Annotated in this window: 13 protein-coding genes; 5 read left to right on the top strand and 8 right to left on the bottom strand. The window is 71.6% G+C overall.

The features are described from left to right. Positions 1–13 precede the first annotated feature (13 nt). From CS0771_RS08090 to mqnE, 3 genes are read right to left on the bottom strand one after another with little or no spacing between them, the layout of a single operon-like run. The gene (locus CS0771_RS08090; RefSeq protein WP_212840442.1) at positions 14–355 is read right to left on the bottom strand and encodes a DUF4229 domain-containing protein; all 342 of its coding nucleotides are present in this window, start codon (positions 353–355) and stop codon (positions 14–16) included. Positions 356–371: 16 nt separating this feature from the next. Beyond that, positions 372–806, bottom strand: coding sequence for a hypothetical protein (locus tag CS0771_RS08085; RefSeq protein WP_212840441.1), 435 nt, complete (start codon positions 804–806; stop codon positions 372–374). Positions 807–808: 2 nt separating this feature from the next. Beyond that, positions 809–1,978 (bottom strand): aminofutalosine synthase MqnE, encoded by a 1,170-nt coding sequence (gene mqnE / locus CS0771_RS08080; RefSeq protein ID WP_212840440.1) that lies wholly within the window; start codon positions 1,976–1,978, stop codon positions 809–811. A 238-nt stretch (positions 1,979–2,216) separates the two neighbouring features. Between mqnE and CS0771_RS08075 the strand changes: the two genes are divergently transcribed. Further along, complete coding sequence (locus tag CS0771_RS08075) at positions 2,217–3,545, top strand: C40 family peptidase (RefSeq protein ID WP_212840439.1); 1,329 nt, start codon at positions 2,217–2,219, stop codon at positions 3,543–3,545. Between the two features lie 305 nt (positions 3,546–3,850). Continuing rightward, positions 3,851–5,389, top strand: a complete 1,539-nt coding sequence (locus tag CS0771_RS08070; RefSeq protein WP_244871323.1) for a DEAD/DEAH box helicase — start codon at positions 3,851–3,853, stop codon at positions 5,387–5,389. A 177-nt stretch (positions 5,390–5,566) separates the two neighbouring features. On the opposite strand, the gene CS0771_RS08065 is transcribed toward CS0771_RS08070, so the two are convergent. Both CS0771_RS08065 and CS0771_RS08060 read right to left on the bottom strand, forming a co-directional pair. Further along, complete coding sequence (locus CS0771_RS08065) at positions 5,567–6,658, bottom strand: PLP-dependent cysteine synthase family protein (RefSeq protein ID WP_212840437.1); 1,092 nt, start codon at positions 6,656–6,658, stop codon at positions 5,567–5,569. Positions 6,659–6,676: 18 nt separating this feature from the next. Beyond that, the gene (locus CS0771_RS08060) at positions 6,677–7,126 is read right to left on the bottom strand and encodes an Lrp/AsnC family transcriptional regulator (protein ID WP_212840436.1); all 450 of its coding nucleotides are present in this window, start codon (positions 7,124–7,126) and stop codon (positions 6,677–6,679) included. 224 nt (positions 7,127–7,350) lie between these two features. Here CS0771_RS08060 and CS0771_RS39385 point away from each other — a divergent pair, with 224 nt between their 5' ends. Continuing rightward, the gene (locus tag CS0771_RS39385) at positions 7,351–7,626 is read left to right on the top strand and encodes a BldC family transcriptional regulator (protein ID WP_305834553.1); all 276 of its coding nucleotides are present in this window, start codon (positions 7,351–7,353) and stop codon (positions 7,624–7,626) included. A 187-nt stretch (positions 7,627–7,813) separates the two neighbouring features. Beyond that, complete coding sequence (locus tag CS0771_RS08050) at positions 7,814–9,136, top strand: hypothetical protein (protein ID WP_212840435.1); 1,323 nt, start codon at positions 7,814–7,816, stop codon at positions 9,134–9,136. Between the two features lie 5 nt (positions 9,137–9,141). On the opposite strand, the gene CS0771_RS08045 is transcribed toward CS0771_RS08050, so the two are convergent. Continuing rightward, on the bottom strand, positions 9,142–9,603 hold the full coding sequence (locus CS0771_RS08045) for an SRPBCC family protein (protein ID WP_212840434.1): 462 nt from the start codon (positions 9,601–9,603) through the stop codon (positions 9,142–9,144). Between the two features lie 56 nt (positions 9,604–9,659). On the opposite strand from CS0771_RS08045, the gene CS0771_RS08040 reads away from it, so the two are divergent. Next, entirely contained in the window at positions 9,660–10,301 is a 642-nt protein-coding gene (locus tag CS0771_RS08040) for a UbiX family flavin prenyltransferase (RefSeq protein ID WP_212840433.1), read from the top strand. Between the two features lie 91 nt (positions 10,302–10,392). Here the strand turns inward: CS0771_RS08040 and mqnP are convergent, their stop codons facing one another. Next, the gene (gene mqnP, locus CS0771_RS08035) at positions 10,393–11,292 is read right to left on the bottom strand and encodes a menaquinone biosynthesis prenyltransferase MqnP (protein WP_212840432.1); all 900 of its coding nucleotides are present in this window, start codon (positions 11,290–11,292) and stop codon (positions 10,393–10,395) included. Continuing rightward, complete coding sequence (locus CS0771_RS08030; RefSeq protein ID WP_212840431.1) at positions 11,289–12,788, bottom strand: menaquinone biosynthesis decarboxylase; 1,500 nt, start codon at positions 12,786–12,788, stop codon at positions 11,289–11,291. The genes mqnP and CS0771_RS08030 overlap by 4 nt, the downstream gene beginning before the upstream one ends. Positions 12,789–12,869: the final 81 nt, after the last annotated feature.

The following is a 12,869-nucleotide window of genomic DNA, read 5'->3' as shown; positions in this document are numbered from 1 at the left end:
GTGCCGCTGCTCATCACTTGGCGGAGGAAGCCTCGGCGACCGGAGCCGTGTCGTCGGCCTGCGCGGCCTCGCCGGCCTCGTCGGTCTCGGCGGCCGCCGCAGCGGGGGCGTCCTCGCCGGCCAGGGCGGCGCGCAGCCGCTCCTTGTCCGCCTTGCGGCGCTCCAGCGCGTCCTCGACCTGCGCCGTCATCTCGTCACGCAGCCCGCGCAGCAGGAACCAGCTGAGCGCGAACGACGCCAGCACCGCGATGCCGAGCTTGATGAACAGGTCGATGCCGGGGATGAACCAGGCGGCGGCGAAGCAGGCCACGAAGAGGACCAGCCGGCCGAGGGTGTACTTGACAGCAGGACTCACCGGTCCAGGGTAGCGGTCAGTCCCGCCCGGCCACGGTAAGGCCGGTGTGCCAGAGTACGGCGTACGCCACGGTGGCCACCAGGGAGCCCAGACCGCCGGTGACCAATGGGGCGAACCCGCCCGCCAGGCCGACGGCGACCAGCCCGAGCACCACCGCGACCAGCCCGGCGGCCGGCGCGACGGCGATCCGGCCGCGCTCGCCCGCCGCGGCCCGGAACTGCTCCACGAACACGATCACCGGGTAGATCAGCCCGAGCCAGCCGGTGACCTGCCCGAACTCGCCCAGGCCGAGCAGCGCGAACAGCCCGTCGAAGGCGAGCAGGCCGAGCATGCTGATGACCCAGCCCGCCAGCACGTACCCGAGCAGGTCGGACAGGGAGACGATGCGCCCGGCGGCGTCACGGCGGGGACCGCGACGCCGCTCCTGCGGGGCGCCCTCGGCGCCGGTCATGCTCAGGCCCAGACCTGCTGCGGCTCGCTGCGCCGCTCGGCGAGGCTCTGCGGCGGGCCGTACTCCTTGACCACCTGGTAGCGGGTGTCCCGCTCGACCGGCGTGAAGCCCGCGTCCCAGATCAGGTGCAGCAGGTCGTCGCGGTGCATCGTGTTGGGCGTGCCGTACGAGTCGGCGTCGTGGGTGATCTTGTACTCCACCACCGAGCCGTCCAGGTCGTCCACGCCGAAGTTCAGCGACAGCTGCGCCACCGACAGGCCGTGCATGACCCAGAAGCACTTCACGTGGTCGAAGTTGTCCAGCAGCAGCCGGGACACCGCGAACGTCTTCAGCGACTCGGCCGGCGACGCCATCGTGGTGCGCGCCTGGATCCGGTTGCGCACCTTGCCGTCCGCGCTGTCGTGGAAGTCGTGCTGGTAGCGCAGCGGGATGAAGACGGTGAAGCCGCCGGTCTCGTCCTGCAGCTCACGCAGGCGCAGCACGTGGTCGACGCGGTGGCGCGGCTCCTCGATGTGGCCGTACAGCATCGTCGACGGGGTGCGCAGGCCCTTGCTGTGGGCGAGCCGGTGGATGCGCGACCAGTCCTCCCAGTGGCAGGCGTGGTCCACGATGTGCTGCCGGACCTCCCAGTCGAAGATCTCGGCGCCGCCGCCGGTCAGCGACTCCAGGCCCGCCTCCATCAGCTCGTCGAGGATCGCGTCGGCGGTCAGGCCGGAGATCTTCTCGAACCACTGCACCTCGGTCGCGGTGAACGCCTTCAGCTTGACGTTCGGCAGGGCCTGCTTCAGCTCCTTGAGCACGCGCGGGTAGTAGCGCCATGGCAGGGTCGGGTGCAGGCCGTTGACGATGTGCAGCTCGGTCAGCTGCTCGTCCTTCATCTCCAGCGCCTTGGCGACGGCCTGCTCGACCCGCATCGTGTAGGCGTCCTTCTCCCCCGGCTTGCGCTGGAAGGAGCAGTAGGCGCAGCTCGCCGAGCAGACGTTGGTGAGGTTCAGGTGCCGGTTGACGTTGAACATCACCCGGTCGCCGTTCTTCTGCGTGCGCACGTGGTGTGCGAGGCGGCCCAGCCAGGCCAGATCGTCACTCGCGTAGAGTGCCTCGCCGTCGGCGCGGCTGAGCCGCTCCCCGGCGTAGACCTTCTGCTCCAGCTCCCGCTTCAAACCCACGTCCATGCCCGCCAGCCTACGACGCCACCGCAGGTGACACTCGTGTGGGCCTTGACAGCTGATGTTCAGCTTGACGCCACCGGGACAGAAGGGTCGACATGAAACCTGATTTCCGGTAGGAAACTTGGTGGGACCAACGGGGAGGGCGGGGCCACTGATGTCCAAGCGTCGACGTGGGCAGACTCGACGTCCGCATCCGACTGCTCTCGGCACGGCCGTGCTGAGCGCGCTGATCGTGGGCGGCGTGACGGTGCCCGCTGCCGCTGAGGCGCCGGTCGGGGCGAAGATCACCGCGATCCCCGACTCCGGCAGCCGCCCCGTCGCCGACGGCGTCCCCACCCTGCCCTACGGCTCGCTCAGCATGCCCCGGTCGGTCGCGCTGACCCCGCAGGCCCAGCTCCTGGCGCAGTACACCGCCGCCGAGCTGGAGCTGTCCGTGCTCAGCGCCCGCCGCAGCGAGCTGCAGCAGGAGTACAGCAACGCGCTCATCGCCAAGGCCATGGCCGACTACGCCTGGCGCCAGACCGCCGACGCGCTGCGCGAGGCACGCAAGGCCGCCGAGGCCGCCGCCATCGCCGCCTACCAGGGCTCGGTGAAGGGCCCGGCCGGCCTGGACGACTCCCTCGGTGAGCTGGGCCTGCTCATCCCGCGCGCGCACAGCACCCCGGAGACCGAGTCGGCGATGGCCGACCTGTCCCGCGCGCAGACCGAGGAGCGCACGGCGTACGTCGCGCTCACCGACGCGATCACCGCCGAGCAGAAGACCTCCGCGGCGTACACGGCCATCGAGAAGGAGTACAAGCGCAAGGAGACCGCGTTCCTGGAGCTGAAGCGCCGCGTCGCCGAGGCCCAGTCCGAAGCGGACCGGCAGCGCGAGCTCCAGGAGCAGAACCTCGGCGACTACGACCCCGGCAAGAGCAACGCGGGTCTCGTGGCCGCGCCCAAGGCGCGCCAGGCGGTCCTGCACGCGCTGAGCCAGCGCGGCAAGCCGTACCGGTGGGGCGACGAGGGCCCGAACACCTACGACTGCTCCGGCCTCATGTACTGGTCGTACGGCAAGGCCGGCATCCGGCTCAACCGGGTCGCCAAGGACCAGTACTACGGCACCCGCGCCAAGCCGGTGGCCAAGACCGCGCTGCTCCCCGGCGACCTGCTGTTCTTCGCCACCAACCCGAGCGACTGGCGCACCATCCACCACGTCGGCATGTACCTCGGCAACGGCAAGATGGTGCACGCGCGCACCACCGGCGATGTGGTGAAGATCGCACCGGTGAGCATGAGCAGTGTCGACTTCGCGACCCGCGTGGTGGACGCGCTGCCCGCGGTGCAGACCACCCCGACGGCCACCGCGTCCGCCTCGCCGACCGCGCGGCCGACCGCGTCGGCCACCGCCTCCGCCACCCCGTCCGCGTCCAGCTCACCCAGCGCGAGCAGCTCACCGTCCGCCTCGGCCGGCAGCTCGCCCGAGCCAGAGCCGGCCGAGTCGGCGTCCCCGGTGGCGCAGGAGAGCACCAGCCCGAAGGCGAGCCCCCAGCCGTCCCCGAGCCCGAGCCCGGCTCCCGCCGCGGGGTGACCCCCGCTACACCACGGTGTTATTGACGGGACGCCCGGCGCGGCACCCCGTACACTTGACGGGTTGTGTTCTGGGCGCGCTCGGCGCGCCCTCGAGCGTTCCTGCGGGTGACTTGCAGCGGCACGAGGCCGCGCGGCGCGGGGATGCGCCACCCGAGAGGTTTCGCGTTGACTATGCATGACCCTGCCCTGTTCCCGTCGGTCTTCGAGATCGACATCGACGGCTCCGCCGCGCCCGAGGGCGCCGCTGCCGACCAGGGCGACTCCCACCTTCCCACCTTCGCCGAGCTCGGCCTGCCCCGCCCGATGGTGCGGGAGCTGGACCGCGCCGGCATCACCCAGCCCTTCGAGATCCAGGCGGCCACCCTGCCCGACGCGCTGGCCGGCCGGGACGTGCTCGGCCGCGGCCAGACCGGCTCGGGCAAGACCCTCGCTTTCGGACTGCCGCTGCTGGCCCGGATCGCCGAGGGCAAGCCGGCCCGCCCGCACCACCCCAAGGCCCTGATCCTGGTGCCCACCCGTGAGCTGGCCATGCAGGTCGCGGACGCGCTGCGCCCGCTGGCCAAGGCGATGGACCTCTACACGGGCACCGCCGTCGGCGGCGTGCCGTACGACCGGCAGATCCTGGGCCTGCAGCGCGGCCTGGACGTGATGATCGCGACGCCCGGCCGCCTCGGCGACCTCATCGAGCGCGGCGCCTGCGCCCTCGACGACATCGAGGTCACCGTGCTCGACGAGGCCGACCAGATGGCGGACATGGGCTTCCTGCCCGACGTCACCGAGCTGATGTCGAAGACCCCCGCCGAGGGTCAGCGCCTGCTGTTCTCGGCCACTCTGGACGGTGACGTCGACACGCTGGTCAAGCGGTTCATGAAGGACCCGGTGACCCACTCGACCGCCCCGCCGGCGGCCGCGGTGACCACCATGGACCACATGATGCTGCTGATCCCGCCGCAGGAGAAGTTCAAGGTCACGGCGGCGATCGCGAACCGTCCGGGTCGGACGATCATGTTCGCGCGCACCCAGATGGGCGTGGACCGCCTGGTCGAGCAGCTGCGCGAGGTCGGCGTACGCGCCGGCGGCCTGCACGGCGGCAAGACGCAGCGGGTCCGCACCCGCACCCTGGCCGAGTTCAAGGAGGGCCGGATGGGCGTGCTGGTCGCGACCGACGTCGCGGCCCGCGGCATCCACGTGGACGGCGTCTCGCTCGTCGTGCACATCGACCCGCCGAAGGACCCCAAGGACTACCTGCACCGGGCGGGCCGCACCGCGCGGGCCGGCGAGTCCGGCGCGGTGGCCACCCTGGTGCTGCCCAAGCAGCGCCGCACCACGCTGGCCATGATGGAGAAGGCCGGCGTCGAGAAGCCCGCCGAGCACCGGCTGCGCTTCACCGACGAGAAGCTGGTCGAGCTGACCGGCGCCCGGGAGCCCTCCGGCACCCCCGTGGTGGACGAGCCGGAGCCGCGTTTCCAGCGCGGCCCGCGCCGCGACGGCGACCGCTCGTTCCGCGACCGCGGCCCGCGCCAGTACGGCGACCGGCCCTTCCGGGGTGACCGGGGTGACCGGCCGCAGGGCGACCGCCCGTTCCGTGGGGACCGCCCGCAGGGTGACCGCCCGTTCCGTGGGGACCGCCCGCAGGGTGACCGCCCGTTCCGTGGCGACCGCCCGCAGGGCGACCGGCCCTTCCGTGGCGACCGCTTCCAGGGTGGTGACCGCCCGTTCCGCAGCGACCGGGGCGACCGCCCGTTCCGCGGTGACCGCCCCCAGGGCGACCGGCCGTTCCGCGGCGACCGTCCGCAGGGTGACCGGCCGTTCCGGGCCGAGCGCCCGCAGGGCGACCGCTGATCTGACGACATCGAGGGCCCCGCACTCCTGCCAGGGAGTGCGGGGCCCTCGTCGTCCCCGGGGCGGGTGCGCCCGGGGGCTGCAACACAGGGGTTGCCATGGCGACCACAGGGTTTCCTGCCGCGGGTCACATCATCTGGGTTGTAGCTACATCCCAGATGATGTGACGTGAAGCGGTCAGTCCTGCCAGGTGCCGCTCTGGAGGAAGTGGCGCACGGTGGTGAGCGGGCCGGTGAGGTCCAGGTGCTGGTCGGCGAGCCAGCCGTCGTCGTAGTACGTGTGCACGTAGCGCTCGCCGCCGTCGCAGAGCAGGGTCACCACGGATCCGGTCTCGCCCCGTTCGCGCATACCGGCGATCAGGCCGAAGGCGCCCCAGAGGTTGGTGCCGGTGGAGCCGCCCACCCGGCGGCCCAGCACCTCGGAGGCGACCCGCATCGCGGCCAGCGAACCCGCGTCGGGCACCCGCACCATGCGGTCCACGATGTCGGGCTGGAACGACGCCTCGACCCGGGGCCGGCCGATGCCCTCGATACGCGAACCCTTGCCGGTGGTCACCGACCAGTCCCCGGCCTCGTACGCCGGGTAGAAGGCGGAGTTCTCCGGGTCCACCACCAGGATCTTGGTGCAGTGCCGCTGGTAGCGCACGTAACGGCCGATGGTGGCCGAGGTGCCGCCGGTGCCGGCGCCGATCACGATCCAGGCCGGCACGGGGTGCCGCTCCTGCGACATCTGCTGGAAGATCGACTCGGCGATGTTGTTGTTGCCGCGCCAGTCCGTGGCCCGCTCGGCGTAGGTGAACTGGTCCATGAAGTGGCCACGGCGGTCCTCGGCCAGCCAGCGCGCCTCGACGACCACCTGTGCCGGATCGCTCACCAGGTGGCATTCGCCGCCCTGGAACTCGATCAGCTCGATCTTCTCCTTGCTGGTGGAGGCCGGCATCACCGCCACGAACGGCAGCCCGAGCATGCGCGCGAAGTACGCCTCGGAGACGGCCGTGGAGCCGGACGAGGCCTCCACGATGGTGGTGCCGGGGCGGATCCAGCCGTTGCACAGCGCGTACAGGAACAGCGACCGGGCCAGCCGGTGCTTCAGCGAGCCGGTGGGGTGCACCGACTCGTCCTTCAGGTAGAGGTCGATGCCCCATGCCTCGGGCAGCGGGAACGGCAGCAGGTGGGTGTCCGCGCTGCGGTTGGCGTCCGCCGCGACCTTGCCGATCGCCTCGGTCACCCATGCCCGGTCGTCGTCACAACACCTGTCCAGCTGCTCCATGAGCGGACCGTAACAGGTTCAGCCGAGCAGCGGCCTCGGCCGGCCCTCGAAGGTGGTGGAGAGCGCGATCGCGGTGCGGGTGCGGGCCACCCCGCGGGTGCGTGACAGCCGCACGATGAGCTGCTCCAGCTCGGCGATGGTGCCCACCCGCGCCTTCACCAGGTACGACTCCTCGCCGGCCATGAAGTAGCAGGACTCGATCTCGTTCAGCTCGGTGAGCGCCGCGCTGACGTCCTCCATGTCCACCGCGGGATCGGCCACGATGCCGATCAGCGCGGTCACGCCGAGGTCGATGGAGCTGGGCTCGACATCCGCGTGGTAGCCCCGGATCACGCCCGACGCCTCCAGCTTGCCGACCCGGTCGTGCACCGCGGGCGCGGAGAGGCCGACCTGGCGCGCCAGCTCCGCGTAGGAGAGGCGGGCGTTGTTACGCAGCAGGTCAAGCAGGTTGCGGTCGATCGCGTCCACACAGAGCACCTTAGAGGCAGTTTCTTCCAGAGTGGGCACGGAGGGGCGCATCTTCGGGCAATATACGAATGAGGTTCGCGACGTACAGCCGCGAACCCCCCAAAAGGTGCATACGACCATTTTAGGGACATCTGTTCATGTAGGTGCTCTAATTGGGCGTACGTCCCAGCGGAGGCGGCAACCGGGTTCGTCCCAACCGACTCCGTCGACGCAAGGAGGTGGGCGTGGACACAGGAGATCGCCTGTTGACACCTGGCGAGGTGGCCGCGCTGTTCCGGGTCGACCCCAAGACGGTGACCAGGTGGGCAGCGGCCGGTCGCATCGGCAGCATCCGCACGCCCGGCGGCCACCGCCGGTTCCGCGAGTCGGAGGTGCGGGCGCTGCTGGAGGGCGAGGGCGAGTTCGACGAGGACAACCCGCCGGGCGGCCCCGCCCCTGCGGCCCAGCCGGGCCCGAGCGCGGCACCGCGGGCGGCCGGCAGCCGGCCGGGAGGGTACTGATGAGGACCGTCCAAGCAGGACGTGCGGTGAGCGGTACGACACGGCGGCCGCGTAGGTCGTACCCTCATCAGCGGCGCTGACCCGGCGCCCCGGAACACGGCAATCCGCGACAGGCACGCGCCGGGTTCCGCCCCACGGGCCACCGACCGGCGTGGCCCGTGCCGGACCGGAGGAACGAGTCGCCCGCATGCCAACCAACCGGCGCGCCGCCCAGTTGCTGGACGCGACGTGCTCGGCGCTGACCGAGACGATCGCGCGGCACATGCCCGCCGGCCCCTACCGCGACTTCACCGCCTGGGCCTACTCTCCGGCCAACCCCCGCCGCCACGAATACCTGCAGAGCACCGGGGTCATCCAGCTCGTCACCATGAACACCCGGCTGCTCAGCGGGCTGGTGGACGAGGACGACTGGCCCACCATGCTCCGCTTCGCCGGGCAGATGAACGCCTACCAGGTCTTCGAGGTGGTCTCCGACGACCTCGGCATCGGGCTCGGGCAGCCCGACCTCGACCTGTCCCGGCAGCGGCGGCGCGACCTCATCGGCGCGCTCAACCGGGCCATGCTGCAGGCGCTGCTGCCGGACCGGCGTACCCCCGCGGTGCTGCTGCTGTCCGGCCCGGCCCGGGAGGCCGCCCGCCACGCGTCCCGGTTCGAGCAGAGCCTGGTGGGCGGCAAACTCGCCGGGATGGCCGAGGAGTACACCCGCCACGTCGGCGGGGCCGCCCCGCTGCTGCTCGACGTCGAGTACGGCCTGTGGGCGGCGCTGGTCACCAATGTGGAGAGCTGCCGCGACCTGGTCGACACCGTCGCCGGCCTGCCCACGGGATCGCTGGTGCGCCAGGGGCTGGCCGACCGGTACGGCGCCGTCGAGCGCACGCTGCGCGCCGAACACGTCTCCCGGCTGGAACTCGCCACGCTCGGCGGTCACACGATCCTCGTCGTGCCGACCCTGGGCTACCTCGTGTGCGTGCTGAACGACGTGCTGGCGCCGGTCCCCGCACACCGCGACGTGCTCGCCGACGGCAGCCTCAGCGACCTGCTCGCCGACGCCGCGCTGCTGGTGCGGCTGCAGAACGACATCGGCACCCGGCTGCTGCGCCTGCCGCCGGTGCAGCAGGGCGCGCTGCTCAACCGGATCGCCCTGGCCTGCCAGCGCAGCGGCCGGGAGAGCACCGAGGACGCCATCGCCATGCTCGCCGCGGGCGACGACCCCGACCACACCTTCAACCGGCTGCAGAAGGACATCCTCAACGGCGAGGCCAACGTCGCCCTGTGGCATGCCCGCCGCGCCCCCGACGCGACCAGCGCGCTGGCCGCGCTGGCGGACAGCCTCGCCTACTACTCCGGCCTGTACGCGCTGCACAGCGCCCGGCTCGCGGCCGGCCTCGCGGCGCTCGACGCCAGGCTGAAGGACCGCCGGGCGAGCGCCGTCGTCGAGCGCTTCGTGCGCTTCCACGAGCGCATGTACTCCCACGCGCACACCGACCCGCTCGGCGAGTACGCCGTCTGAGCCGGTCACTCCGGCAGCGTGGCCTCCAGGATCGCGGGCACCCGCCGGAAGTAGCGGCGGGCCAGTAGCGACAGCAGCGGGCTGAGCAGCGGGCCGAACCAGCGCCAGGGCCGGGCCGCGACGATCTCGGCGACCAGCCGGAACCGGGTCCGCTCGGGCGTCTCCGGGGTCCACTCGTAGTAGGCCGTGTACGGCAGCGGCCCCGTGCGCACCCGGATGGTCTGGCGCAGCGGCGGCTCCTGCGCGATCACCTCGATCGTGGTCTGGTGCCGCACCCGCAGCAGCGTCGCGTCCAGCTCGTAGACCGTGCCCACGCCGCCGTCCCCGGTGAGCCGGCGCGACGAGTGGATGCCGCCCCACCAGTGCGGATCGTGCCGCAGATCGGAGAGGTACGCGAACACGTGCTCCACCGGGCGGTTGACGACGATCTCGACCGCGATCCGGACGTCGGCGGGCTGGGCTCGCATGCGCCGAGGCTAGGCGCGGGCGTGGGGCCGGTCAACCAGCCGGATAGTGTTTCGGTGTGCCCGCCGCCGACGCCCCGCGTACGCCCTGGATAGTGGGGGTGTCCGGCGCGTCCGGCACGCCGTACGCCGCCGCGGTGCTGCGGGCGTTGTGCGACGCGGGCGAGGCCGTCGACCTCGTGGTGTCCCGGGCGGCGCGGCTGACCATCCTCGACGAGACCGGGCAGGCGTTCCGCGACGCGCACTGGCGCGAGGACCTGGCGGCCTGGCTGGGCGTCCCGGTCGACGGCGCCGACCTGCGCTACTGGCCCGCGGGCGACCTCGCCGCCGGGCCCAGCAGCGGCTCGTACCAGGCTCGGGGCATGATCGTGGTGCCCGCGTCGACCGCCGCCTGCGCGGGCATCGCCCTCGGCCTGTCCAAGGACCTGCTCCAGCGCGCCGCAGAGGTGAACCTGAAGGAGCGGCGCCCCGTGGTGATCGTGCCGCGGGAGACCCCGGTGACCCGCAGCCACCTGCTGCACCTGGTCGAGCTGATCGACTCCGGCGCGGTGGTGCTCCCGGCGAGCCCCGGCTTCTACGGCTCCGGCGCGGACGCCACCGCCCAGCAACTCGTCGACTTCGTCGCCGGCAAGGTCCTCGACGCGGCCGGCGTCCCGCACACGCTGCTCACCCGCTGGACCGGCCACCTCGGCCACCGCTGACCCGCGCTGAGTCCGCGGTGGCATGATCGCGAGTTCGTGTCAGAAAGTGCAGTCAGACCACAGGTTCTGACACGAGATAGCGATCAACGCCCTAGACGATCAGCGCGAGCACCGCGAAGACGAAGAGCGCGATCCCCACGAACCCGTTGGCGGTGAAGAACGCGCGGTTGACCTTCGAAAGATCCGTCGGGGTCACGATGACGTGCTGGTAGGCGAACGCCCCCGCGGTCAGCGCCAGCCCGATCCACCACGGCCAGCCCAGGCCCACCCAGATGCCGAACCACACGAACAGCGCGAACGTCACCACGTGGGTCAGCGTCGAGATCAGCAGCGCGGCGCGCACGCCGTAGCGGGCGGGCACGCTGCGGACGCCGATCTGCCGGTCGACCTCGGCATCCTGGCAGGCGTAGATCAGGTCGAAGCCGCCGATCCACAGGCCCACGGCCAGGCCGAGCAGCCAGGCCGGACCCGACCCGGCGAAGGTGCCGGTGACCGCGAGCCACGCCCCGATCGGGCCGACCGCCTGAGCCAGCGCCAGGATCGCGTGCGGCCAGTCGGTGAACCGCTTGCCGTACGGATACAGCACCAGCGGCACCACCGCCAGCGGCGCGAGCAGCGCGCACAGCGGATTGAGCGCCAGCGCGGCACCCATGAACACCACCAGCGCGACGATCGCGCCGAGCCAGGCGGTGCGCACGCTCACCGCTCCCGTGACCAGCTCACGCTGGGCGGTGCGCGGGTTGCGGGCGTCGATGTGCCGGTCGATGATCCGGTTCGCGGCCATGGCGAACGTGCGCGCGCCGACCATGGCGACCGTGATCAGCAGCAGCACGAGCCAGTCGATGCGCCCCAGCTCGCGGTCCATCGCGACGAGCGCGGACAGGTACGCGAAGGGCAGCGCGAACACCGAGTGCTCGATCGCGACCAGCTTCAGGAACGACTTGACCTTCCCGGGCCGCTCCAGCTCGGGAACCGCGGTGGCGGTGCTCACTTGCTCGACCTCCGGTCCCCTCGGGACGAGCCCTCGGGGAGCCCGTACTCCTTCCACCGCTTGTCGACCTTCGCGACGACCTCGGGGGCCATCCGCATCTCCTCCGGCCAGCCGCGGGTGTAACCCTCGGTGGGCAGCTTGCGGGTGGCGTCGACGCCGGCCTTGCCGCCCCAGAACTGCTGGTACGACGCGTGGTCGAGGTGGTCCACCGGCCCCTGCGTGAGCACCAGGTCGTGGGCGTAGTCGACGTTGCCGAACGCGCGGAACGCGACCTCCTGCAGGTCACGCGGGTCGCAGTCGTCGTCGACCACCACGATCAGCTTGGTGAGGCTGAGCAGGTGGGCGCCCCAGACGGCGCTCATCACCTTCTGCGCGTGCTTCGGGTACCGCTTGTTGATCGCGACGACCAGGCAGTTGTGGAACACGCCCGCCTCGGGCATGTGGTAGTCCACGATGTCCGGCACCAGGATCTTGATGAGCGGCAGGAAGATGCGCTCGGTGGCACGGCCGATCGGCCCGTCCTCCTGCGGCGGCTTGCTCGTGATGATCGAGTGGTAGATCGGGTCGCGGCGCATCGTGATCGCCTCGACGTGCATCACCGGGAACGGCTCCACCGGCGTGTAGAAGCCGGTGTGGTCGCCGAACGGGCCCTCCGGCAGCCGCTCGCCCGGCTCGACCCACCCCTCCAGGATGATGTTGGCGTTGGCGGGCACCTGCAGCGGCACGGTCAGGCAGTCGACCAGCTCCACCCGCTCCCCGCGCAGAAACCCGGCGAACAGGTACTCGTCGATGTCACCGGGCAGCGGCGCACTCGCCGAGTAGGACACCACCGGGTCGGCGCCGAACGCGACCGCCACCGGCAGGCGCTCGCCCCGCCGCTCGGCCACCGCGTGGTGCGCCGTCGAGTCCTTGTGGATCTGCCAGTGCATGCCGATCGTGTTGTGCGAGTGCTGCTGCAGCCGGTAGAGACCCAGATTGCGCTTCCCGGTTTCCGGGTGCTTGGTATGGGTCAACCCGTAGTTGTGGTAGATCCCGCCGTCCCCGGGCCACATCTGCAGGCCGGGCAGCATGTTCAGGTCGACCTCGGCGCCCTTGAGCACGACCTCCTGGCAGGGTGCGCTCTTGACCCGCTTCGGGGGCAGCGACTTGAGCTGCATGATCTTGCCGAGACCGTCCATCATGCCGCTGAAGCCCTGCGGCAGCTCCGGCTTGGCCAGCTCGCCGATGCGCGAGCCGATCTCGTCGAAGTCGTCCACACCCAGCGCCATCGCCATCCGGCGGTCGCTGCCGAAGATGTTGATCGCGAGCGGCATCATGCCGCGCGTCGGCTTCTCGAACAGCAGGGCCGGGCCCTTGGCCCGCACCGTACGGGTGACGATCTCGCTGATCTCCAGCGTGGGATCGACGGGGACCTTGACCCGGTGCAACTCGCCGGCCCGCTCCAGCGCGCCGAGGAAGCCCTGCAGGTCGTCGAAGGGGAAACGCGGTGCCGCCATGCAGGCATCCTCGCATCCGTGCCGTCACCCCGCTGGGGAGGGGCGACGCGGTGCGGCGTACGGCATCGTCACCCGCGCCCG

It is taken from the genome of Catellatospora sp. IY07-71, from assembly GCF_018326265.1.
Classification (GTDB): Bacteria; Actinomycetota; Actinomycetes; order Mycobacteriales; family Micromonosporaceae; genus Catellatospora.
Note: the sequence above shows the minus strand (reverse complement) of the source record. Positions and strands in the feature narration are given on the sequence as shown.

Coding starts and splice junctions, on each gene's coding strand:
- CS0771_RS08085 (WP_212840441.1), bottom strand. CDS start 806: ATGACCGGCGCCGAGGGCGCCCCGCAGGAGCGGCGTCGCGGTCCCCGC.
- mqnE (WP_212840440.1), bottom strand. CDS start 1,978: ATGGACGTGGGTTTGAAGCGGGAGCTGGAGCAGAAGGTCTACGCCGGG.
- CS0771_RS08070 (WP_244871323.1), top strand. CDS start 3,851: ATGGTGCGGGAGCTGGACCGCGCCGGCATCACCCAGCCCTTCGAGATC.
- CS0771_RS08065 (WP_212840437.1), bottom strand. CDS start 6,658: ATGGAGCAGCTGGACAGGTGTTGTGACGACGACCGGGCATGGGTGACC.
- CS0771_RS08050 (WP_212840435.1), top strand. CDS start 7,814: ATGCCAACCAACCGGCGCGCCGCCCAGTTGCTGGACGCGACGTGCTCG.
- CS0771_RS08045 (WP_212840434.1), bottom strand. CDS start 9,603: ATGCGAGCCCAGCCCGCCGACGTCCGGATCGCGGTCGAGATCGTCGTC.
- CS0771_RS08030 (WP_212840431.1), bottom strand. CDS start 12,788: ATGGCGGCACCGCGTTTCCCCTTCGACGACCTGCAGGGCTTCCTCGGC.